The following is a 22,646-nucleotide window of genomic DNA, read 5'->3' as shown; positions in this document are numbered from 1 at the left end:
TTGCGTTCGTGAATCTGTGAAATGAGCGTATCGAGTGATTTCTGATCGTATCTTCCCGTCTTCTTCAAGTCTGTCACGACGTCCCTGAACAGTTTCCAGAACGGGGTCTCGTCAATCCCAGGTGCGACCGGGTTGATTAGTGACTCTGCGTACTCCTCAAGTGCGTCTAGTGCACGTGTTACTTCTTTCTCACTTGCATCGAACGAGGTCAAAAGCCAGTTTTTGAGGTCTCCTCGTCGGTTTTCTAGTACTTTTACTAATTCTTCTGCATCAGGGCCATACTCCCCTATCCGGCCCTGATATATCCGGTTGGCATCAATGCCAGTGTGGATATTGAAGTAGTCGAAGACTGCGGCAATCATGTGTTCTGCACGGACGAACCGATTGTGTTCGTCGAGCGGGATTTCGAGATGAGTCTCCTGTGGGTCGCTCAGGTAGTCAGAGTGATGGAAGTAGTACGAGTCGGTCGAAGTCGACCCGAGAACAACGACCGTGACTGGTTTGTCGTCAGCGTCACGACCACCACGCCCTTTCCGCTGCAGGAACCCGGGAACGCTCATCGGTGCACGGTACTGGAACGTCCCGATGATGCTTGGGTGATCGAACCCTACCTCCAAAGCACTCGTCGCAATCATCTGGTCCCACTCGTCGCCGGGGTTTTTGGGGTCTGTTGGTCTCTGTCGGCGACCACTTTTGTGAACGGCCATCTGCATAGGACGAAGCTCAAAGTTCTCACGCATCGTCCACCAACACTCTCCAGCCTCGTAGGTCGGACACCCGTTGAGATACTTGTTCGGAGGCAGTGCTTCACAAACTGCATTCTCTTCGAACTGGTCGTCTACCTTTCCGGAGAACCGCTCGCTTGGGCAGTCAGGGTTAGTGTTTTCGCCTCGTAAGAACGCATCAGGGCGTCGAAGCTTGAACAACTCTCTGTTCTGTTCGGCATCCTCGATAGAAGTACCAAGACGACTGACTGAGTCGATGGAGTCGACGAATCCCAGAATCTTGTCTTTGTCACTTTTACCGGAGGCTGCATTCCCCCGTTCTTTCCGTGCAGTGTGCCAGAAAGAGAAGCCGATCTGAATCATACACGAGAGATTCGAGGCAGTCGTCCGGTGGATATTCTCCCACTTGTCTTGTGGTCGGAAGACGTCTTCTCCGACAGGAATCGCGACGTCTCGTGGCTCTGTCGCTTTGACGAACAGCATGTACTCAGAACCGACCATGTCTGTTTCGTCGTTAGCCGGTCGGATTCGTTTCGCTTCGTCCGTATCGAAGATTCGTTCGGTGAAATCCTCGGCGTTGTTAATCGTCGCACTCGACGCCACGAGCGATAGCGATTGTTGTGGGGCGCGTTCTTTCACAGCCCGTTTGAACCGCCTAACAACGTTCGAGATGTGCATCCCTGCTTGCTCAGTGTAAACGTGAACCTCGTCTAAGACCAAGAACTTGGTCGGGTTATCGTGTGACCAGAACGCACTGTTCCCGTAGCGATCCATGAGACGGAGGTGAAGGGAGTTCTGGGTCGTGACGATGATGTCGGCGGCCGCGCTCCGCTTAGTTGATGTCCAATCGTAGTGGTGGGATTCATCCTGTGAACACGAAAGCGGTCCATCTTCGTGGCCGTCGTTCTTCTCTGGTGGCGTAAGTTCGCCGTCACATTCTGGACACTCGAGTGAGATTCCCTTCCGGCCCCCGTGTTGAATCGATATCGAGACGGGCGCTGATTCGAACGACGCATCGGCCATCCCTAACTGGTCGTTGATGGTGTGGGCATATTTGAACAGTCGCTCGAACTGATTGTCACACAAGTCCCGACGTGGGTAGGTGAGAATTGCTTTGTTCCCACGGATACCTGCCTTCCAGGCGGTGTGGCAGTACATCAAGACAGGGAACAAGAAGGCCTCTGTCTTCCCACCACCAGTACTCGCGGTAATGACGTGTGCAAGTTCTTTGTCTAAAGACTGGTCGGTCACTGCGTGTGTGTACAAATCCACGAGTGCTCGACTTTGGTAGGCTGCTAGTGTATCGAAGTCTTCGTGGAGTCCGTCCTGTAAAAACTGCTTGAAGAACTGGACAGACTCTTTGACCGTCGATTTCCAATCGTTTCCGACCGTCTGTTGGAGTTCTGCCGAGGGAGAAACATCACCACGAATGTTTTTGATAATGTTTCGTAGTGTCGGGTTGAACTGTGCCGCCTGTTCACCCTCGAAAATCGGTTGCTCGCGGTCGATGATAGCCATCTTGACCATCTTGACCAAATTCGGTGCAAAGTCGAAATCAGTCTCTTCATCGTCACTAATTCGCTGACGAATCAGAGCGAAATACCGAGCCATCTCTGCGGTCCGACTTCGGACACGCTGTCGGTCATAGACGTAGAGCAGTTCATCGTTCTGCTCGAGTGTCTCGATGATTCGACGGAACACGACACGCCCGACTTGGTCACGCCCGTGGTGGCTAACCCACTGTAGCACGTCATCGGCCATGAAAACCTCCCGTGTGAGCTCACTGTCTTCTGAGAGGTGTTTGTCTTCGAACCATTGGTAGATATCGACCAACTTTGCGGTGGCATCGTACTCGCCAGCGTTGATTTGTCGTTTACACGTTTCGTCGATGCGCCGAAGCGTCGTCGCCTTGAGCTTCTTGAGCAGCGCTTTGTTGTCTTCGTCGTTGAGTTCTGCCCAAACGTCTTCTATTGCCCCGCCGTCGATTACAATTGAACCGTTACTCATTCGAATTTCACCTCGATATCTACCACCTGGTCGTCGAGATACAGTTTCTGGACTGTGTCGAAGAACTCCGCTGTGCCAAGGTCTGTTGCTGCAAGCGCTTGTTTTAGACTCCCATGATGCTCGCTCAGGAGATCGAACACTCTCTCTTCATCGCTGACTGTCGTTTCACCAGTGACGTACTTGTTTAGCAGTGCGACAAGTTCGTCGACACGTCGACTCGTTTTGAGTTCGTCGAGAGAATCCACCGCCACAGATTCGGCCGCTAATATATCGGCAATTTCACAGCAGTAGGTGTATGCCCGACGTGCAAACGTCGTTTGGTACTTCAACATCATCGCACCCTGCAGAGCGATACTAGTTTCAAGCGCGGTCTCTTGGGTACACTTTCTGTCCGAAAACACCTCACGGACTGGTTCTAAAACACTGTTCAGCGCCTGTCGTTCAGACTTCACTCTAAGTGTTGCACCTGCACGGTTGAGTTCCTGAAGGTCGTCAGTGAATCCCTCTTCGATATCTGATATTGCCTCAAGACAGGCCTCTACGTACTTATCTGGAGAATCAGTACGGATGTCCGCATCTTTCTCGTACAGTTGGTTCCAACAACTGACTAGGCTGAATTGTTGGTTGTCCATCACTTGTGCGTATTTTCCCCCTGCAACAAGTTGCTGGACGACAGTGAAGTTCTCATCCAACGCTTCGACGAAACCGGCGTTTGCATGTGAGAGTGCCTCGAGCCATGTCTCAGCGAGGTCGAGGTGAATGTCGATAAGTGCCTCGTGGAATGTCCGAGAGATAGAAAGAACGTCAGCGAGCAGTGTCGCTCGTTGAGCGACATTCACTGCTGTTTGGGCTTCTTCTGCCGTGACGTCGAGTAAATCGTCGATACGTTCGATATCTTGTTCGAGGTCACTCAATGCGGTTACGTAGCCATCTGGTGGCGAAGCACCGAGTTCCCCGAGCGTTTGGTAGTGATCTCGACTTGCATCGAGGTTCTCAGTCGCTCGGCTGAGAGCCTCATCAAATACGTCCCAGGGGTCGCCTTCAATATCATCCTTCGAAGACAATCATCGTCACCACGTTATCAAGTCATTTGGATACGACTATAAATATTCATGCGTGTGATACCCAGATTGTTACGAGATTAGTTAACGAGAATACATCATTTCGTGTCCGAGATCACAGATCGTGGTTCATTTCTCATCAGAGATATTTTCCTTAGGGACATGAGGGTGTGCATATTTAATAGCGGCGCACTCCCGATTGTCACTATGATTGATTCATCGACAACGGCAGAAGATTTCATCACCGATGCCGAGTATCACAATCCGTGGTGGAGCGGTACCGGTGGGTTCGACGAACTCCGAACCGTAGCAGAGTGGAAGGAACGCTCAGACCTCCACGGCCTACTCAAGGTCCTCGACAAGGCACATGACGATGATATCTACTCACTCGTACACGCGATATATGGCCAAACCGGCATCGGAAAGACAACGATGCTTCGGCAGCTTATCGCGGCACTCATAGACAACGACATCTTAGCATACGCGCCTGGTGACCGCGATCAATCACTCGTCGGATCAGTCTCTCCTCGACAAATCCTCTATTTACCTCTCGAAGAGTCACTCTATCACCTCGAAACGCCAGAAGTGGCGTTCGACCGGCTCCAGAGCGTTATCAACTATTTCGACTCGCACGTCGCCCCTCGGCGTGGGACGAAGTTCATCATTCTCGACGACATCGGTGCGCTCTCATTTGGTGAAGATACTGGTCCCGAGCGGTTGCAGGAACTCGTTGACGACAGAACCTATCTCTTCATTTCGGGAATCGTCAGACCACAAGTCGATGTTAATACGGAATCGTGGCGCGAGACTGTCGAAAACGTAGTTGGCGTGTTCTCGATGCTCCCGACGAAGTTCATTGACGCAGTCAAACAAGGCCACGTTGTCGACTTCGAGGACGAACACGCACAAGCACTCGCTGAATCACTTGAACACCACCAGGTCAACGGCCTCATCAATCGCGCACGCAAAGAGGATCTCAAGCAGCGGGCAGTCGGGAACATGGTCAAATCACTATCCAAGCTCTACTTTGACGAGCTTGATTCTATTGATCACGACATCCTTCACGAAGCGGCGAGAGCATATCTTCGACGGGGAGGATCATTCCATTCAGTCGAGACAGACATGGTCAGAAACGACCTTGTTAGGTCGCATTTTTTACTGTATCTCTACAAGGAACTCGCGCGATATCATAGCGTGCAACGCCCAGAGAACCTCCATCGACTTGGGTCACTGGCAGCGAGTAAGGCAGGCGAGGAACTCCGGTATACAACACTGAGTGAACAACTTGGCGTCGATAGACGGACTGTCGACTCGTATCTCTCAGTTCTCGAAGGAGGGTTAGCAGTGGGTCAATCACACGACTTCGCGCTCCAGCGCTATCGAAGAACACGACTGTACCTCCGTGACCCAAGACACGTGGTACTTCTTTCTCAACGGCGTGAACACCACGGGTTCGAGTCGTACAAAAGCAATGGCGTGTTGAACGCGGAATTTGAGTACGCACTCGCGCGGACAGTCGGCTTTGACCATGCAAAGCGACTGGCATGGTCACTTCCCGGAGAGAGTGATCAACGACTTGATGTCGAATATACTGAGACAGAGAGTGGGACCGTCGATTATGTCCTTCACGGCGATGGGCTTGTCCTTCCGTTCGTGCTCTCGTATCAACCGTACGCCGATGGAAGCGAAGCGACTGCATTGGAGTTCGACCCATCTGCAGGGTCCCACTTCGACGAGTCCGGTGAAGAACTTCGAGATTTAACCTACGAAGCACCATACCGGTTCATCGTCACCGATTCACTTCCACGAGAGGTACACGAATCATCGTCATTGGCCGTTGAGCGTGATGGGAAACAGCTCTGTTATCTCCCGTACTGGTTGTTCTTACTCCTCGCGTAAACTGTCACAGGGTCAAATCCAGGAGAGTTGGCTTTTAATCCTATAAACAGCCTCTCAGCTCACCCGAAGAGAATTGCTTGTATCGTTGAAGAGGCGATTTATCGTCATTTCTGTGCACTGGCTTAGAGTGGATAGAGCCTCACCAAACCCTGTAAACAGCTTATGAGGCCCTTAATTTTCAGATAGACACAATTGATTGTTGCCTAAGAAAGTTTTATATTCTAATAGATTCAATGGAGTGTTGTAAATGGGCAATGAGGACAACAGGGTGTCGATAGTTGGAGAGAGGGGCGGGGTTATGGATTCGGTCACAATCAAAGCTGGTGGCGGGAAGCTCCAAGATGGAGAACAAATCACGCTCATTGGAGAGTTTGTATCACAGCGGACGGTCCATGTTGATAGAGAAACAGCCTGTCGTGTCTCAATTCGAACTGACGCCGAAACGCTCTACGAGGTAGTACTCGCACCAAACGACAGCGGTGAACGACTTGACCTCAAAGTAGGTTCGATTTACACGATTGAGGGGACGGTCGCAACCGCTCAGACTTCGCTACCCTATCACGAAACATCGTGTCCAGAGTGCAATGGAGCACTCCGGGAGTCGGCTACCATAGATGAGTACGAAAACCTGGTCAGCGTCAGCGACGCATTGAATCTGGGCGGTTGTTTCATCGTGTGCGATAGTATCCAGTCCGTCAACACCGCCTCGACCGAACTAAAGGACGACTGGATACCCAAAGAAACTCGTACACCGGCACGGATCAACAGTGACTACATCTGTGTCGACTGTGAAAACGTGGTTCCAGAGCGAGAACTCGAGTTTTCTCGCAGTGATACAAACCAGCCTACCCTCAATGCGTGTGCGGCGCCAGCAAACGAGTCACTCGGACTAGCAACGGGTGGTGCTCGCGACGCTTCAAACTTCCGTGAGAACATCGCCGAGGGGTACGCCCCCCAACCGGACGCCCTGTCGTATGAAGGGCTCTTCTACGACTACCAATTCCCCACAGCAGAATCTGAATCAACGAGCGACGCCCTGTTTACCCCTACCTTCGAACGTGCGGCTGGGGACAACCCCGTCACTGGAGAGCGCGAACAGTTCCTCTCGGTCGGTCTCGACTCGACACTGAACGCCTCAGAGTTTGAACGGCCAGCACTCGATCTCGTAGCCGTCTTGGATATCTCCGGTTCGATGTCCTCGCCGTTCGACGAGTACTATTACGATGCAAACGGTACCCGAAAGAGCACTGAAGCCACTGACCCAGAACAGACGAAGTTGAATGCCGCAACTGAATCACTCTGTGCGCTCACTCGTCACCTCAATAACAGTGATCGGTTTGGGGTCGTACTGTATAATTCAGATTCTCACGTGGCAAAACCTCTCTCCGAAGTTCGAACGACCGACATGGGCGCAATTCGGGGTCACATCCGCGAGGTTGTTGCTGGGGGTGGCACGAACATGGAAACGGGGTTCACCGCAGCACGAGAACTCCTCTCAGGTGGCGACACCAACCGAGAACAGCGTGTCATCTTCATGACTGACGCGATGCCAAACGTCGGTGAGACCCGGTCGGCCCCGCTCGTCGAGTGTGCCACCGATGCTTCCAAGGAGGGAATTTACACGACGTTCGTCGGGATGGGACTCGATGAAAACGCGGCGTTGATGAGCAAGTTGTCCGGGATTCGCGGGGCCAACCACTACTTCATTCACTCTGCTAGTGAGTTCAAAACGCGACTCGCCGACGAGTTTGACTACATGGTCTCGCCGTTGGTTTTCGACCTGTCGTTGTCGATCGAGACTGATGGTTGTGACGTGGATGCTGTTTATGGTGCTCCAAATGCTGACATTTCGAACGGACAGATTCTTAGCATCGAGACGCTCTTCCCGTCACCGACCACAGCAGGTGAGTCCCGTGGAGGAGTAATTCTCGTACGGCTACACCAATTGGAAACCGAACAACCAAATGTTACGCTTGACCTCTCGTGGGTCGAAAGCGATAGCACCACTCATGGTTCCCGAGTCACGGTTGACCTCCCGACTGACCAGCACTACGACAACCGACGGATTCGAAAAGCAGTCGCTCTGAGTCGGTATGGCCGAACGCTTCGCGAGTGGGCCACGTCGGTTCGACAGTCCTCGAAGAGTGCAGACGCAGGTGTTGACGACTGGATGGCACGACGAGAAACTCGTACTAAACACGAACGTGAGTCTGCTCCACTTCGCGTCTCAGACTCGTACGCCGCCGTCTTTGACGACCTCCGAGACTACCTCGCTACTGAGTCAAAAACAGTCGACGACGATTCGATGACACGCGAGATTGCGGTCATAGACGACTTGCTGACCCACACTGATAGGAAAAGACCCTCGCGATAATTGTCAACCCCGTGGGAGTCAGTCCTCAAACCCAACCTCAGGCCCGCTACCCTTATTCCGCCCTTTCATATTGCCGTTCGTTAATCAAGAGCATCGCTCGACTCGGTCGCTACGCCCGTTCGAGGAGTTCAGTCCGGCATCGACCCGTCTTTTACGCAGAAACAGCCTCCCAAACGACAAAGCCAGAACCAGTATTTCGGTCAGGACACGAATTCGCCCAAGAATTCAGTACGGACAATCTCATCAACAGGTAGCACCAGCTCGTCATTTCGGAATGACAACTTCACCACATGAAGCTTTCTTGGAAAAACACCTCAGCTGTCCCATCAGTATCCTCGAACTCAATAACCGACTGGTGTACCCCAATCTCTTTTCTGCAGTCAGGACATCAACCAAGTGCCGTCGAATTATCATAGGGAAGGAGACGCGTGCGATACCGGTTGTCTCCACTTATTAGCGGGATGCCAATGCAAAGGTGGTCGGTGAGTATGGTATTCACAGTATACACCCACTGATAACATACAGGTATTGCATTCATGAACACTATTCATTAAATACATTCATTGATTTTGTTCATCAGTTATGTTCAATGTACATGTTCATAGAAATCACCCAACCTCAGAGAGATGCTACCAGATGAATACCTATTTGATAAGAACGTGAACGGCGGTTTGGCGTACTCTAATATGTATCTGCGCGAGTTCAGTTATTCATTCACCACCTGTATTCACTACAAATGTTCACCAATTGTGTTCACTAGAACCATTCATGAATGAACAAAATTAATGAACACCATGTAGACATTCACAGAAGATTCAAGGTGAAGGTAATTCATGAACACAGTATGCTTACGTATTCGACCTACAGCGAGGCAGGTGGGGTCGGTAAAACGACCACCGCAGCAAACCTCGCGGTCGCACATGCTCGTGCCGGGGTAAAACCGCTTGTCGTCCCACTCGACCCGCAAGACGGAGATCTCTCGCGTCTCTTCGGCGTCGATGACCAGCGAACGGATTCGGTCGATAACGTCGTCCGTCACATGATCCGACGCCCGAACGGTGAATTCAACAATCTTATTCGGACTGTAGAAGGCGTCGATATCGTTCCTGAGCACAATATGCTCTCAGACCTGGCCGAGTTTTTACAGCGTGAAAAGGACCAAGCAGAGGCGATGGGTGAGGCATTCGGAATGCACGCCCAGTTACTTCGTGTGCTCCGCGAGGCAGGCGTTCCAGACAAATACGACGTTCTCATCTGTGACCCACCAGCAACGGAAGGACCACACCTCTACAACGCGATTCACGCAACCAGATCCCTCGTGATTCCCGTCGAGCCAAGCGCAAAAGGTCGTGCAGCGGTTGAAGGCCTCGAAGCACTCGTCGCAGGATTCGAAGAACAACTCGGTATCGACGTCGGCGTCCTCGCTGCAGTCCCAACAGGATTCAAAAACACCCGTGACCAGCGAAAAATCTTAGACGAGATTAATTACCCAATCCCAGAGATAATCAGCGAACGTGCGTCGCTCATGGAAGGGTGCTGGATGGAGCAATGCTCGGCGTTTAGCTACGTTCGCGACCATCGCTCTCGTCGACGCGACTACGAGGTCGAAACGCTTGCTCAGTTCGACCGCCTCGCAAGACAACTCGAAGAACAAGTTGGCATCGAAGCACCCAACCCACCAGAACCCGGCGACGTTGACCATGAGGTGCTAACTGCATGACTGGGATGAAGAAAGGAGCGGGTGAAGATCCTTTCGCAGATACTTCGTCAGTCGAGTCGACAACGCCCCAATCAACTCAGGAAGAACCGTCTGAGAGTGAAAATACTGAGTCGCAAGTGGACGAAGGGGATACGCAACAATCTCAGCAGCAACTCCAGATTCCGTATAAATTCCGTCGTGATGGCGTCCAAGACGGCCGTGACCGAGTTCCACTGTTCTTACAGAAGGAAACAAAAGTCGCAGAGCGAGATGCCCTCCACGAACTCGAAGACAAGTTCGAAGAAAACGTCTCACTGACCGACCTTCGCGAAGCGTTAGTGAAGGTGGGTTTACAGCACCTCGACGAAGCAGAAGAATGCCTCGAAGATTGGGGATACGGAATGACGTTTGACTAACTGCCCGACCACGCTTATTCGGACTTGAACACCTCTCCAAGAGTGTATCGCATCGCAGTTCTCCGGAATGTCCTCCGTTTCTCCTCCGACAGATAGTTCGACATCACCACTACAATCGACGAACTCCCTTGGTCATCGGCCACACCCTTGAGTTGTGAGAGAAGCTCACCAACAGCCTCTTGATACATAGTGTACCAAAAGCGCCGGCTCAACTTCGGTCGGTACCGAGCCATCTACGCATACATTACACGCGCGTGCGAGGCGCTTGAACCGATTGTTGATCGTGTCGGTCGTCAGGTGGCCGCTTGAAGACTGGGAGGACGGGAAGATGTATCCGTTCCATGAAGGACGCTCGTCTAAGACCTCTATGCGGTCATAGAGTTCCTTGACATCGTAGAGAAGTGCGACCGTTCCTGGCCCGTTCTTTCGCTCGTCGAAAGCGAGGTAAGGTTCTGTTTCTTCCTCAACGTCGAGAGCGAGTTGAGAGACGTGCATCGATGCTAGTTCTCCCGGTCGCAATCCCCAGGATGCAAGACCCAGCACGGGGAGCTCGTCTTCGAGGGAGGTTGCAGCGTCGTACATCTCGCGGATTTGGTCAGCGGTCATCGTCCGGTTGTTCGGTGTCCCCTGTTCCCACCGAAACTGTTTGCCGGCGTTCTCGACCGGGTTGTTCACCTCGCGACGGAAGTCAACGAGGTACTCGTAGAAGCTCCGGATGGTTTGGAAATCGAGGCCGCCACGCATCATCTGAGGGTTGATCGTTTCCCAGTGGAACTCGCGAAGTTCGTCGAGCGACTTTCGCGACCACTGGTAGTTGGTCATTCGTATAAAAACGGCTCAGGTTCGGCATCCTTCGGCTGGTACAGCGGGTGGTTCGGATGGCCTTCTTTGGTCGTGTTGAGCGCGTAGAGGTTCTCGTTGAGCGTTTGGGCGACTTCTTTACCGCGTTCTTTGAGTGCCCCGTCTGTACCCCACGCAGCTACGACCATCTCTGCGTTATCACAAATGAATTGTAAGTGTTCGTCGTTATCTGGGCCAATCGGGTCAGGGTGTTCCCGAAGATCTGACGGGTCTGAACTTCGCAGTGCGAACAGGTTTCCAACGACAAGCGACCCGTAACCCCAGTCTTTTGCATACCCGATACAACGCCGAATCGTTGGATCGTCTTCCGTCTCGTCAGCCGTAGACGGATTGAGCATTAGGAAGGCGACCGCTGGCTTCTCAGCATTCCATTCTCTCGTGAGTCGGTAACGGTACTCTCGGCAGTCGCTCAGGACTGCGCTACTTCGTTTGGAACCGGACGATGTGTTCTCTTCTCGAGTCACTGGTGGTCACTTCGGTGAAGGCTTCTTTCTGAGTGTTCCATTTTCGGTACTTTCGCTAAAAATGTCAGGTACTTAAGCATCCCTCATATTCAGTTGTCCCACGCAGACAACCAAGTTAAGTATAACCTGGCACGAAGGCCTCATTTGGCTATAAACTAAATAAAGCCATACAAAATATGCCTCCGAACTCCAACAGAGGTTCGGATACAGATGATGCCGACGTGAGAGCAGAGCCAGGGCCGACGACAGCAGGGTGACCGACGTTCGGCCCGATTCTTCCACTTCGTCCGTACACCCGCAGCGACTCGTCCGACTATGCTAACTCGGGAGGCCACACCGAATTCTCTCCGTGCCCGTCGTAGAATCCCCGGTAGTCTGGGTGGACGCTGTCTCTCTCTCTGTACGGGACATGCGGCGCAAGTTCGTCGCGGTCGCGCGTGAGCGTGTCGAAGGTGACGATGCCGCACCCCGAACACTCGTACGCGGTCGACCCGAGGTCTGGATACTGCAAGTCCCGGCGCTCGAATTCGCCGCCACAGGAACACTGCCCGTCGTGTGCCGGAAGTTTGTCACGCCGGACGAAGTCGGACGAAGCGTTACAGTTGTCGCACCGCCGGGTTTTGATGTAGATTTGGAGGTTCAACTCGTCGGTGAACGACCCCGCCGTGCCACAGTTCGGACATTTCGGCCCCGTGACCACGTTCTCGTTAGGGTCCACGAGGCCCGACTCAACCTCGTACATCCTGTCGTACAGGACGAACGGGTCGTGACGGATGTAAGCACTGTGCCTAACCTCGTGTGGACTCTCAGGCGTCGGCCGGAAGCCGAACTTCGACAGGCACTCGTCGGCCGCATCCTGCCCCGCATTGGGTGCGTGGCCGTTGAGCCGATCGATGACTTCAATTGCCCCGTCGGACTTCCGCTTGTAGTAGACTGGGCCCTCGCCGGCGTCGGCGGTGTTACTCACACCGAGCACACAGCCGTACTCGCCCGGCTCCAACACGAGGTCCATATAGGGTCCGTAGATGGTGACGTCGTCGTGTCGTGGCCGAGAGTATGGTTCCGTTGACGGCTCGTACCGCCGACTGGTCGTCAGCGCGAGGACGCCCGCGTCGTCGCCGCGCATCGGCTGGTCAGTGAGCGTGATGAAGTCATTCACCGTTAACTGCCGTCGAACTCGGCTGAGTCGTTCTTCAGGATTGACAACACCAAATGAGAGGACGGTCCAAGAGCCCATAGTGTAACAGTTGGCACACTAGTAATAAATCATCGCCTACGACAGTATTGTCGAGCGCGTTGATGACGGTTGCTCCGTCTTCATGGCGTAGAACTCTCGCTTCTACAATCTTTCAGTGGGTAAATCAACTCTCCCCGCAGCTGATTTACTGGGTAACGCCACTGCAGTCTGTCCAACTTCATATCATCGGTATAGAGTGCATTGAGGCCGATTGTCACGTACTTTCCGCGACGATTAACATGGAGATCATGGTCGTGTTGGGAAAGGCTGTTAAGAACGGTATCACCACCAAGTACAGTGCTACTGAGTTCGGAACGCCAGGTCAGGCAGGAACCGCCGAATAGCTAGAGGAAGGAAAGAGAAACTACTGTGTACTATCTGTGACCGAGTGATTACACCGCACGATACATCGATTAGTGTTTTCGTCTAGAAAACCCCTTAACGTCGCTGGGGCCCCTGAGTACACTCGGGCTTGCGGTACTTGTCTTATTGACCTCCTGTTCTGTCTTTTCTGATTGAATCTCTCTGAGTTTCGAGAGTCGCTCCTGAATGTCGATGTCGTCTCCCCACTCGCCGATGACGTGTGCGGAGATCCGGATTTTTGAACTCGGTCCTTGTGGGTACGTTCGAAAGGTTATCTCAACGGCAACCACCTGTTCGTCAGCCCCGTTGACGTCTCCCGAAATAGTCATCGTTATATTTCGACGCTCGCTCATTGGTCCGATAAGCTTCACCTCGCCGTTCGGGTCTTTCTCCACGACCGCAATTGCTTTCTCACCGGTTCCGACCTCCGTAGTTAGGTTCAGAATGGGGACCTGGTCATCGCCAGCGTGAGTGTAGTCACTCTCCTGCATAGTTATCAGATATTATATTCATTACTTTATGTACTTTTCTGTGGTGGTCCGAAGTCGTGGAGGGACACCCAGCGTTTCGAAGCTTGGACTCAAACACACATCTTTAGCATTGTACACACATTGTATGTACACATGAGCACGAAACGAGTCAACTTCTGACTCTCCGAGGAATTTATCACGCACGCTGACATCTCTGCGGAGGTCACCCATAAGAATCGGACTGAGATACTCATCGAGGCGCTCAAACAGTACCTCTTAGAGAAAGAATCTGAAGAGAGTTTCCGAGAGGCAGTCGTCGAACTCTACCTCAAGGACCACATCGAGTTCGAGAAACTCGTCGAGATAATTGGCCGGCAAGACGCCGAAGCAGTTCGAGCCTCGAAGCAAGCCCTCAACCGTGGTGAAGAACTCGCCGACAAACTCGCAGACCCTAGATGCTCGTCGTAGATACGAGTGCGTTCATCTCTCTGGCAATCGGTGGTGTTCTCGATTCCGTCGTCAATGAATTCGACGTCGTGACTACCGAAGCAGTCGTCGACGGACTCGAAGCGACTGCCCAATACGATGACCGGCATGGAGACGGTGCGAACAGCGTCCTCGAATCGATAGACTATAACGAAGTGGTCGATGTCACCGGCGACGAGTTCGTAACAAGTCGAATCAACCAGGGCGAAGCGAGTTGTGTCACTACTGTTCGCGAGTTAGATGCAGTATTCCTCATTACTGACGACTACCGAGCACTTCCCGAACTGCAGCAGTTAGTCGACGCTGACGCCGCACTGTCACCGATCGTGCTTCGAGCGTTGGTCAAGCGGGGCACACTCGGGGATGACGCCGTGAAAGCTGCCTTCGAGACGATCGCTGAACGGCGCGACTGGCTGGGGGCACCAATCTACCGGTATACGAGAAATCTCTTTGAGTGATGTTAGCTATCAGATGTCGAGAGTTCTTCCCATCCATCTCCCGAAAACCATTCCCATTGACTTGGACTCCAACCGGGTTCCTGGGCGTCTTCTCCTCGGATGATTTTATCCACTACATTGGCCGCTCCATTCGGGGACCGTTCGTCGCCGTTCGGGTCTACAATTTTCCCATTCTGGACCTCACCCCGATAACTGGAACCGATGTTTTTCAGGTAATTGAATCGCACACCAGTTCCATCGGGGGAGCTCAGATTCATTGAATTCAGCTCCGTCGTTCCCACGGTGTACACAACGGTGGCAATTGGCGCAGATTACAATCACATTCTCCGGTGCGTCTGCACCGCCACTACTTCGAGGGTCAATGTGGTGGGGTCTTCACACGACGAGAACAAAGCACGACCAAAGCGAGGTGGTTGGCACAAGACTTCTCGAGCAGAGCGTCCCGCGATACTTCCCAGATTCAAAGTGCGAAAACAACGTGCTTGAATACATAAACGACCGTGAAGTCCTATGTCGAGCAATCGATTGATGTCAACCAGATACTCCATTTCGCACAGACTGACGTCGGTGTGTAACTTCGCCAGTCGACTGACGGCCTTCGTGAAGTGTTAGTGAAGGTTGGATTACAACAGCTCAACGAAGCGGAGGAGTGACTTGAGAGTTTGGTGGTGTGGGACGGCATCTGACTAGCGGCAGAGTCAGTCATTACCGGACTTGTTCATAGGTCCTTTGTATTTGGATTTGACCTTGTCTCCCTCTCTCCACTGCCAGTAGTAGTATCGGTTGTCGTTGATTTCTTTGATCGTGATGGTGGCCCTTGACGGGACGTCTTCTGGCAAATCACTCGGACGTTCTTTTTTGACCCGGTCTGATTCCTGCTGTACCTCGAGTCGTCGCTCTCGTTCGCGGTGTTCTGCTAGCCGCTCGGCGTATCTCGAGACGTGATTGAGTGTATCAGAAGGTAGGCTTTCAAGCTGTTCGACGATTCCAGCAGGAATCTCGGGGTGGGGTGTCGGTGACTCGTGAGACATGAACTCAATCTTAACCAACACAAGCATTGTACAGACATAGATTTGTTGGTTAATCAGAGATGACATTGTAGGACTACTCAGAACATGACAGGAATGGCATGCTGAATAGAGAGGATGATTTCAGCATGTCCAAATACTTCAAAACTAGAGTGATTGGATATACCGCTAGGCTGCTGATGCCCCTCAGAACCCCATCTCCAGTTAGACTGACCCCCTCAGATTCCTCGTTCGAACGAGGCCGGTAATGGCTGGATAAGTACCTATTCGTCGTGATTGATGCACAGTTTAATCTCATGTCGCGGCTCGGAAGACCACTCGGGCTGGTTGTCGGCGAGGCCAAGGTATTCACAGTCGGCAGCGTATCCGTTTTCTCGTAACTCATCACGGAGGTGGTATGAATGGCCGAGCGCTTCTGCCGGGTCGCTTCCTCTTAGATTCAAAATCTTCGTCTGTTTCTCGTCCGAGAGCGTGCCGTGCTGTGCGTCAAGCAGCAACCGAAGGGTGTCTCCTATACCCTCGATTATTTTTTTCCCGTCGAGTATATCGGGGTCGTCGGATACGTCGATTTCGTCGCTCATAGTTTGTAATTACGTTTGGATATATAAACTATTGACAACTTGGGTATTAAATTGAGGAGTGCAAGCCGGCCAACTAGCGCTCTACATTTTTACTGTTGTGTGTGGCCTAGTGGACATTCAGCCACATAGCCTGCATGTCATGTCCGTTGGACCCACGTCCATTCACTGAGAACCAGTGAGTTCCAGCTCAACAAGTGGGCCTAATTCCGAGTCCCAGTGTCTATTCTCGGCGACAGTGTACACGGAAACAGATTCTGATGCGGTGTTATCCGTGTCAACCAATAGATAATACGTCGCTTCATTATCCGCGAACCGAATCTGGTGTTTTGCCCGATTAGACTCTGCGTAATATACCGAGCGCGCTTCACGTAGTTTTCCACTCTTCATGAGGACATTACCACTCCGTCTCGATTTGTAATGGCACTCAATCGACATGTCTGGAGGTTCTGCCGTTACGGCTGTAGCAAAAACTTCCAGCGTCCGTTCTGAGACCGTCACGTCAGGCATTTCAGCGAACGCTGACTGGAGTTCCTCGACTCGCTCTGTCGTCGAGTAATCTGCTAGCGGGTTGAACTGCAACTCCGAAAGGCCCTCGTTCTCAACCGTCCATGGTTCCCCCTTCTCGGGCGTGACAGTCACGGACTCGACCTGAAGATGTGGCGTGTCTGACCGACCTTCCCAGTCGAATTCCAGCGGATTTTCAGTCCCCGTGATATTCAGCACCCCCATTTTATTTCCGACTGATGAAAGCCGCCTCCGTATTAACATCGCCGAAACCGCTTGTGCTTTCTCCACATCTCCCTTCTCGTCTGAGATATTAACCAGGATTGAGAGAACAGTATCTGGGTCTATATCGAAAGGTGGGGTGTCCGGGAGCAACCCACAACAATCTGCAACGTCGATTACTCGCCCCTCTACATGTTTCACTCCCGGGGTGGTCGTCACGTCCTTCCTGAGTCCGATATCAATGGTGTCCCCAACTTCTACCGCACAAAGTGGTGAGGTTACTTCGTACGTTTGCATCGCTGGACTCGGATACGGTTCTTGGGGGTACTCAAGTCGGACCTCAAAATCGTAGCCCGCATATTTCGGTTCGAAAATGTAGACCCCCGGCTCTGGAGACGATTCCAACGCTAACGCGACCGTTCGATTGCCATTTTCCGGTCGTGCAAACACCGATACGAATCCATCGGCCCCTTCTGAAATCTTGACTTTATGACTTGGTTCCCCGTCCGCTGTCAATCCGGAAATAGCGAATCCAGTCCGGTCCGAGAGCAGTGAGTCATCCCAGTATACACAAACCTGTTCCGACATAGCGTGTATCTTTCGTCTCCACGTGTAAACCCATCGCGCACGCCTCAATAGTTACACATCCTGTTCCATCGTCACCGTGTAATATTCCGCCTGTCGGTATCAGAACCGGACCGCTATCCGTCCAAATATGGAGCGGTATAATCGCGATTCGTGACCACGAGTTCAGCGTGCGTATCAGTTGCTGAATCGGGAACTTGAGAACCAAGGTTGCCACGACTGCTGCGGGAGTTCATCAAACGGCACGTCTCGTCGCTCAACCAACTGGAAGCAACCAAAAGCTCGTTTCGACGACAGAGTGTGTGTCTTGTGAACTTGGCCAAGGAGGTAGAACTCAGCAACGGGTACAATCTACGTGGGGTGGTGGCTGGTCGATATCTATCTCCCTGCCCAATGCACTGATTTCAGTGTAATGTAGGCTAAACTTGCGGATATTGTGGTTGTTAGGATGATAACGCACCGTCGACAGTGGCAGCGGTTCGAGTTTGTATTCAGTACAGCCTCAACAAAATATCAGTGCCTGTGGATTTCACCAGAACGCCTGGGGATATTTTCCGAAGATGGGTCAATTTATCTCGCTTCGCCCACCATCACGCCTCTGTTCTATCCGTCCTCGGCCCTGGATGCACGGGGAGTTCAGCCACATTTGGCAGAACCTCTTCGTGTTCCTCAAACTCGGTTCGTGGTCGTCGGTCACATCAAGTCCTTTGAGTTTGATTCGAGAGAAGTGGCCATCGGACTCGGTGTTCTGCACATTTTGACCTACTTAACCGCAAACGCGTGGGTGACATTCCAGCAATCCACGGGTCTTGAGTCGCGACCGGACGGCGTGGCAGTCTCAGCGCATGCGACTGGGCTGGACCTGGAAGAGTTGTGGTTCGCCTGGCGGGCGTTGCGGCATGGGATCGACGACGTTTGATGAGCCCCCGTTACGCACTCTATTCAGCGCGACCTTGGGAACCCATTGCAGGACAATGATTTCAACAACCTCCAGCCCTCCGGCCGACCACAATCACGGTCTCACAATTCAGCACTCTGAGTCCGTGCTTGTGCACTTCGACCTTTGAGGACTAGTCGTCCCCCATCGCAGCGAAGTCTTCACCAGAATCGGGAAGGTATTCGATGATACTTCGGTGTGCCCCAAACTCGCTGATGATCGTCTGAAGCGCGTCAACGACCGTCGCAATATCTCGATTGAGTTCGTGTTCCCGATACGTCCCTCCGTCCTGACCACGGTGTTCCATGTGTGAGAGCGTGAGGTTGAGAATCTCGAAATCAGAGAGGAAGCTCCGCATTCGACGAGCTGTCCGAGGGTCTCGCCCCTGGAAGTTACAGAGTTCTTTGTAGCGTTGATAGACGATGCGCGAGCGTGCGGGAGTCGCATTCTCAGCAGCGAGCGTCGTCAGCGCGTACAAGGTGAGTTTCTCATGTTCCGTGAGGTCACGCATGATGTCCATGCTCTGTTGTGCCTCGAGTTTCTCCTGGGCACGCTCGACGTGGTCGGTTGTGACCGTCTCTGCATTTTCTGTCCGAGCCAGGTCACCCGCCTTCCGGAGAAGTGTGATTGCTCGGCGGGCGTCACCACCATCCTGTCGACCAAGTGCAGCACACAGCGAAATTACACCATCCTCGATTGCGTTCTGGTGGAACGCGATATCAGCACGTTGTTCGAGGACCTTCTGGAGTTCTCCTGTTCCGTACGGTGGGAACGAGATCTCGGTTTCACAGAGGGAGGATTGAACCTTCGCGTCGAGTTGCTCTCGGAACGTCGAGTCGTTACTGATGCCGATGAGCCCGAGTTGGATATTGTCGATGTAGCCGTTATTGTCTGCGCGTGTGATTTGGTAGAGGAACGTGTCGTCTGCGATGTGGTCAATCTCGTCGAGGACGATAACGACAGTCCCAGAGAGCTTGTTGAGTTCGTCCCAGAGAAGACGGTAGACTTTCGATTGAGGATGTCCGGTTTCGGCGATATGATGCTCCGGTTCTCGGAGGTTGTTGACGAGGCTAATTGCAGCCTGGTAACTCGTGCTGAGGCCATCGCAATTGAGGGATATTACAGATAGGTCGACCTCGAAGTGTTTCGCCGAGTCTTGCAACTCGTTGAGTAAGAAGTTCGTGACGGCGGTCTTTCCGACACCGGTTTTCCCATAAATGAAGATATTGTCAGGGTATTCTCCATTGATAATCGGCTGAAGTGCGGCCTCGTATTCCTCGATTTCGTTGTCCCGCCCGACGATGTCGTCGGGGACGTACTCAACCTTGAGCGTATTCCGTCGCTTGTAGAGTGTATCGTCCGGCTGAAACCGCGGCGTCATGGTTTGGTCAGATAACTCAGTCGTGTCTGATAATTGTTTCGACCACCGTTTCCGGTATTTCCAGTATAACCATGGGTACCCATCGGTTCCAATAGCAAGTATTGCCCCCTTGGTTTCCAATTATACACAAGAAAGTCACTGAGACAGTCATTAGGGACTATGACGAGAGGATTGGGATTTTGGATGATTGTTCACACCACTATTTCCAGTAAATCAACGGGGTGCTGGAAGGTGATTAGACCCCACCATTTCCAGTAAAGTCGAAGAACAAGAAGTCGTAAAGTTAAACCAGAAATGAGACCACTGGGTTCCAGTATTTCCAGTAAAGACTTATTTATATATCTGGGAGACACCACTGTTTCCAGTAAATCTTCGATTATAAGTTAATCGGGAGACGTCGTGGTTGTTCAATCACGAGCTTGGTCGGGACACACCCTCCCCACCATTTCCAGTAAAGAACCTCGAATAGGTCGGGGTGCTACAGAATAAACAGTAAATAGTAGCAAAGTTTTATATTGGTGGATAACAAGTTAGTCCGTAGGATAAACTGACAGAAGCTTGTTGTCGCCCACTCAATGGTGGAAAAAACTTCTGCAAGGGCTAGCCCTTCTCTTCGTCGAGTTTTACTGGAAACGGTGGGGGGAGGGTCAACCGCGTGGACCATCACATCGAGTTCTTGTCAGTCTATTAGTGGAAATGGCGGGGTATGACACTCGTCAGACGCAGTCGAGAAGACCGAATCACCACTTAACCAACAACCATCAAATAACCCGTTATTGTTGGTTAATTCCAGTCATCCACAAAGAACGAGGTGAATATATCTGAGGTCTTCGACCACACACGGTTTTCTGGTCAGTTGAAGCCTCCCAAAGATGTGCTCACGAAACTCGGAGAGTACGGCTCACTAAAAGAAATCACTATACTATCATCGACTATCCTCACTGATTACGTCGTCTACGACACGAGAGTTACTCAAGCGGAAATCGCTGAACTGGGCAAGGTTCTCCCTGGGACCGAGGCTAGATTCCTGTTTGGCTTGTTGATCCCTCGACTGATATCGTTGAATCACCTTGGAGGTTTCCGGGCGACTACACTTGGAATCCCACTGTTGAGTGCCAAAGGTGTGGTCGAGATGTTCCTCCGAGAGAAATCGTAACGCCGGGTTCGTTTGAAACTCCAGTTGGGGACGTCTTCTGTCGGAAGTGTTGGGACGACGTCCACGACCAATGGACTTCTGAAGATGGCTTCCAAAAGCCCGCTCTTGTCGAATTCGTGTGTAACCGTATTACTGGAAATAGTGGGGTGTAAAACTCCAGTAATCCGTCTTCAGAGGTTCCTATAACCGTCTACCCTTGGAAGTGGTTCTTGAAGTCAGTAGAAAAATTCTGTTTCAGATTAGAAAACCATTGCACCGAACGCACCCAGGACAACAACGATTAGAACAACCTGGAGTACGGCGATGCTTGCGACAGCCTTCGCGGGGCCAAACCGATGCTTCTTCGTGTTCGCGATGACCTCGGCGTGCTGGTCGACAATCTCGTTGGGGACTAACCGGTAGATTGCCGCACGGATTATCAGGAAGACGCCGGCATCGTCGATGATCCCCGCCAATGGCACAATATCTGGAAGTGGATCGACTGGCAACAGACCCCACAGAAGCACCCCGGCCATCAACGCTGATGCGTACCATGGTGTGCGTGAATCTTGGAGGACACGAAGGAGGACGCGAAGGTCTCCTCGCCACATCTCAATTTGTGCAAGCCGCTGTATCTGTTCTTGCTCTTGAGCCGCGGCCATCTCATTAGAGCGTGATGTCTTCTGTAAGGCCATTCAAACTATAATTCTCCCCAAATTATATATTCTTATCTACAAGTTTCCAAATGGTTGCCATCGAGTACCATAATCCAAACACCTAATTTCAGTATAGGCTCATCACGTCGAAGCCCGTTACTGAACTGTCAGTAGCTGGCTAGCCAACCTCGATAGCTCAACTGACTCATCGATTTCTTCTATCCATCGAGTTGGAATTTCTTCAACCCCATACCGTGCCCCTGCAACGGCCCCAGCAATCGCTCCGACTGTATCTGTATCATGTCCTCTGTTCACAGCTTGAACCACGGCATCTTCGGCAGAGTTAGCCGATAATCCGTAGTATACCGCTGCTTGGAGTGAGCCGACGACATATCCCGACGTCGAAAGCGTAGACTCGAAACTCGACTGGTTCCTCTCACCGCTCAGTACCTGATGTACGTTTTCGATCGCAGTCCAGAGTTCATCGGGGGCTTCACTTGAGTCTTCAAGTGCAGTTCCTAGTGGGTCGCTCACGTCACAGATTAGGTTTGCGAGCGTCCGATTAAGTAGGATACAGCCCCACTGACAGCGTGGGTCAGCATGGGTTATTGAAGACGAATGTCGACTGACACGGTCTAACTCATTACGTTCGTTCCGGAACGCAATCGCGTGTGGTGCACATCGCATCACGCTTCCATTGCCTGCGTTGGAGCCCTCTGGACGTGAGTGCCACACGTCGACACCTGCTTCGTTCCATGGAGTCCCCTGTTTGATCCGGAAGAGTGCATCACGAGTCATCAATCCAATATCGAAGGGGCCGGAATCCAGCCACTCGACAAATCGGTTTGCAACGTCTTCTGGGTCGAACGCATTCTGCTCAACGAGACTTCGAGCGATACACAGTGCCATCTCGGTATCGTCAGTGATGGTGCCAGCCGGTTGTCCGTGCGTCCCATTGCCAATCATCTCAGTTACGTTGCCATGGTCGGAATCAATCTCGGAAGGGCTCTTGAACTCGACAGGACGGCCTAATGCGTCTCCACAAGCTAATCCTAGAAGACATCCTTGCGCTCGACTCTTTTCTATCATGTGACCGT

18 protein-coding genes and 1 pseudogene are annotated in these 22,646 nt (G+C 52.1%); 6 read left to right on the top strand and 13 right to left on the bottom strand.

Annotation, left to right across the window (positions count from 1 at the left end; genetic code table 11):
- Positions 1 to 2,732 (bottom strand): DEAD/DEAH box helicase (locus tag GJR98_RS17370; RefSeq protein ID WP_151139999.1); only part of this gene is annotated, 2,732 nt, incomplete at its 3' end.
- Positions 2,729 to 3,796: a hypothetical protein gene (locus GJR98_RS17365; RefSeq protein ID WP_151139998.1), complete on the bottom strand. Its 1,068-nt coding sequence runs from the start codon at positions 3,794 to 3,796 to the stop codon at positions 2,729 to 2,731. The genes GJR98_RS17365 and GJR98_RS17370, both read right to left, overlap by 4 nt.
- Positions 3,797 to 3,898: 102 nt before the next feature.
- Here GJR98_RS17365 and GJR98_RS17360 point away from each other — a divergent pair, with 102 nt between their 5' ends.
- From GJR98_RS17360 to GJR98_RS17345, 4 genes are all read left to right on the top strand, one after another.
- A complete protein-coding gene (locus GJR98_RS17360) occupies positions 3,899 to 5,692 on the top strand; it encodes a DUF4143 domain-containing protein (RefSeq protein ID WP_225316461.1) in 1,794 nt (597 codons plus the stop codon).
- A gap of 247 nt (positions 5,693 to 5,939) precedes the next feature.
- On the top strand, positions 5,940 to 8,066 hold the full coding sequence (locus GJR98_RS17355; protein WP_151139997.1) for a vWA domain-containing protein: 2,127 nt from the start codon (positions 5,940 to 5,942) through the stop codon (positions 8,064 to 8,066).
- A gap of 844 nt (positions 8,067 to 8,910) precedes the next feature.
- Positions 8,911 to 9,786, top strand: coding sequence for a ParA family protein (locus GJR98_RS17350; RefSeq protein WP_151139996.1), 876 nt, complete (start codon positions 8,911 to 8,913; stop codon positions 9,784 to 9,786).
- Positions 9,783 to 10,181, top strand: a complete 399-nt coding sequence (locus GJR98_RS17345; RefSeq protein WP_151139995.1) for a hypothetical protein — start codon at positions 9,783 to 9,785, stop codon at positions 10,179 to 10,181. The genes GJR98_RS17350 and GJR98_RS17345 overlap by 4 nt, the downstream gene beginning before the upstream one ends.
- A 14-nt stretch (positions 10,182 to 10,195) precedes the next feature.
- On the opposite strand, the pseudogene GJR98_RS17340 reads toward GJR98_RS17345, so the two are convergent.
- The 4 genes and pseudogenes from GJR98_RS17340 to GJR98_RS17325 form a co-directional block, all read right to left on the bottom strand.
- Positions 10,196 to 10,904 (bottom strand): annotated as a pseudogene (locus GJR98_RS17340) (site-specific integrase); the annotation flags it as partial.
- Between the two features lie 95 nt (positions 10,905 to 10,999).
- Entirely contained in the window at positions 11,000 to 11,506 is a 507-nt protein-coding gene (locus GJR98_RS17335) for a DUF1643 domain-containing protein (protein ID WP_151139994.1), read from the bottom strand.
- Positions 11,507 to 11,819: 313 nt separating this feature from the next.
- Positions 11,820 to 12,665, bottom strand: a complete 846-nt coding sequence (locus GJR98_RS17330; protein WP_151139993.1) for a hypothetical protein — start codon at positions 12,663 to 12,665, stop codon at positions 11,820 to 11,822.
- A gap of 491 nt (positions 12,666 to 13,156) precedes the next feature.
- Positions 13,157 to 13,597: a hypothetical protein gene (locus GJR98_RS17325; protein WP_151139992.1), complete on the bottom strand. Its 441-nt coding sequence runs from the start codon at positions 13,595 to 13,597 to the stop codon at positions 13,157 to 13,159.
- A gap of 174 nt (positions 13,598 to 13,771) precedes the next feature.
- On the opposite strand from GJR98_RS17325, the gene GJR98_RS18105 reads away from it, so the two are divergent.
- Both GJR98_RS18105 and GJR98_RS17315 read left to right on the top strand, forming a co-directional pair.
- Complete coding sequence (locus GJR98_RS18105) at positions 13,772 to 14,044, top strand: CopG family transcriptional regulator (RefSeq protein WP_394349879.1); 273 nt, start codon at positions 13,772 to 13,774, stop codon at positions 14,042 to 14,044.
- The gene (locus GJR98_RS17315; RefSeq protein WP_151139991.1) at positions 14,032 to 14,520 is read left to right on the top strand and encodes a hypothetical protein; all 489 of its coding nucleotides are present in this window, start codon (positions 14,032 to 14,034) and stop codon (positions 14,518 to 14,520) included. The genes GJR98_RS18105 and GJR98_RS17315 overlap by 13 nt, the downstream gene beginning before the upstream one ends.
- Positions 14,521 to 14,700: 180 nt before the next feature.
- On the opposite strand, the gene GJR98_RS17310 is transcribed toward GJR98_RS17315, so the two are convergent.
- The 7 genes from GJR98_RS17310 to GJR98_RS17280 all read right to left on the bottom strand — a co-directional run bounded on the left by GJR98_RS17310 (position 14,701) and on the right by GJR98_RS17280 (position 22,638).
- Positions 14,701 to 14,883: an HNH endonuclease gene (locus GJR98_RS17310; protein ID WP_151140004.1), complete on the bottom strand. Its 183-nt coding sequence runs from the start codon at positions 14,881 to 14,883 to the stop codon at positions 14,701 to 14,703.
- Between the two features lie 335 nt (positions 14,884 to 15,218).
- A complete protein-coding gene (locus GJR98_RS17305) occupies positions 15,219 to 15,551 on the bottom strand; it encodes a hypothetical protein (protein ID WP_151140003.1) in 333 nt (110 codons plus the stop codon).
- A gap of 260 nt (positions 15,552 to 15,811) precedes the next feature.
- Positions 15,812 to 16,129 carry a hypothetical protein gene (locus GJR98_RS17300; RefSeq protein WP_151139990.1) on the bottom strand — a complete coding sequence of 106 codons (318 nt, stop codon included), beginning with the start codon at positions 16,127 to 16,129 and terminating at the stop codon, positions 15,812 to 15,814.
- A 162-nt stretch (positions 16,130 to 16,291) separates the two neighbouring features.
- Positions 16,292 to 17,443, bottom strand: coding sequence for a hypothetical protein (locus GJR98_RS17295; protein WP_151139989.1), 1,152 nt, complete (start codon positions 17,441 to 17,443; stop codon positions 16,292 to 16,294).
- Positions 17,444 to 18,510: 1,067 nt separating this feature from the next.
- Positions 18,511 to 19,758, bottom strand: coding sequence for an orc1/cdc6 family replication initiation protein (locus GJR98_RS17290; protein WP_151139988.1), 1,248 nt, complete (start codon positions 19,756 to 19,758; stop codon positions 18,511 to 18,513).
- A gap of 1,395 nt (positions 19,759 to 21,153) precedes the next feature.
- Entirely contained in the window at positions 21,154 to 21,555 is a 402-nt protein-coding gene (locus GJR98_RS17285) for a YkvA family protein (RefSeq protein WP_191965528.1), read from the bottom strand.
- Between the two features lie 150 nt (positions 21,556 to 21,705).
- Entirely contained in the window at positions 21,706 to 22,638 is a 933-nt protein-coding gene (locus tag GJR98_RS17280) for an ADP-ribosylglycohydrolase family protein (protein ID WP_154269895.1), read from the bottom strand.
- Positions 22,639 to 22,646 lie beyond the last annotated feature (8 nt).

This window comes from Haloferax marinisediminis, from assembly GCF_009674585.1.
Taxonomy (GTDB): domain Archaea; phylum Halobacteriota; class Halobacteria; order Halobacteriales; family Haloferacaceae; genus Haloferax; species Haloferax marinisediminis.
Note: the sequence above shows the minus strand (reverse complement) of the source record. Positions and strands in the feature narration are given on the sequence as shown.

What these genes read in the sequence shown, in the direction of transcription:
- GJR98_RS17355 (WP_151139997.1), top strand. Translation starts at nt 5,940, where the DNA reads ATGGGCAATGAGGACAACAGGGTGTCGATAGTTGGAGAGAGGGGCGGG.
- GJR98_RS17350 (WP_151139996.1), top strand. Translation starts at nt 8,911, where the DNA reads ATGCTTACGTATTCGACCTACAGCGAGGCAGGTGGGGTCGGTAAAACG.
- GJR98_RS17345 (WP_151139995.1), top strand. Translation starts at nt 9,783, where the DNA reads ATGACTGGGATGAAGAAAGGAGCGGGTGAAGATCCTTTCGCAGATACT.
- GJR98_RS17325 (WP_151139992.1), bottom strand. Translation starts at nt 13,597, where the DNA reads ATGCAGGAGAGTGACTACACTCACGCTGGCGATGACCAGGTCCCCATT.
- GJR98_RS17315 (WP_151139991.1), top strand. Translation starts at nt 14,032, where the DNA reads ATGCTCGTCGTAGATACGAGTGCGTTCATCTCTCTGGCAATCGGTGGT.
- GJR98_RS17305 (WP_151140003.1), bottom strand. Translation starts at nt 15,551, where the DNA reads ATGTCTCACGAGTCACCGACACCCCACCCCGAGATTCCTGCTGGAATC.
- GJR98_RS17300 (WP_151139990.1), bottom strand. Translation starts at nt 16,129, where the DNA reads ATGAGCGACGAAATCGACGTATCCGACGACCCCGATATACTCGACGGG.
- GJR98_RS17295 (WP_151139989.1), bottom strand. Translation starts at nt 17,443, where the DNA reads ATGTCGGAACAGGTTTGTGTATACTGGGATGACTCACTGCTCTCGGAC.
- GJR98_RS17290 (WP_151139988.1), bottom strand. Translation starts at nt 19,758, where the DNA reads ATGACGCCGCGGTTTCAGCCGGACGATACACTCTACAAGCGACGGAAT.
- GJR98_RS17285 (WP_191965528.1), bottom strand. Translation starts at nt 21,555, where the DNA reads ATGGCCGCGGCTCAAGAGCAAGAACAGATACAGCGGCTTGCACAAATT.
- GJR98_RS17280 (WP_154269895.1), bottom strand. Translation starts at nt 22,638, where the DNA reads ATGATAGAAAAGAGTCGAGCGCAAGGATGTCTTCTAGGATTAGCTTGT.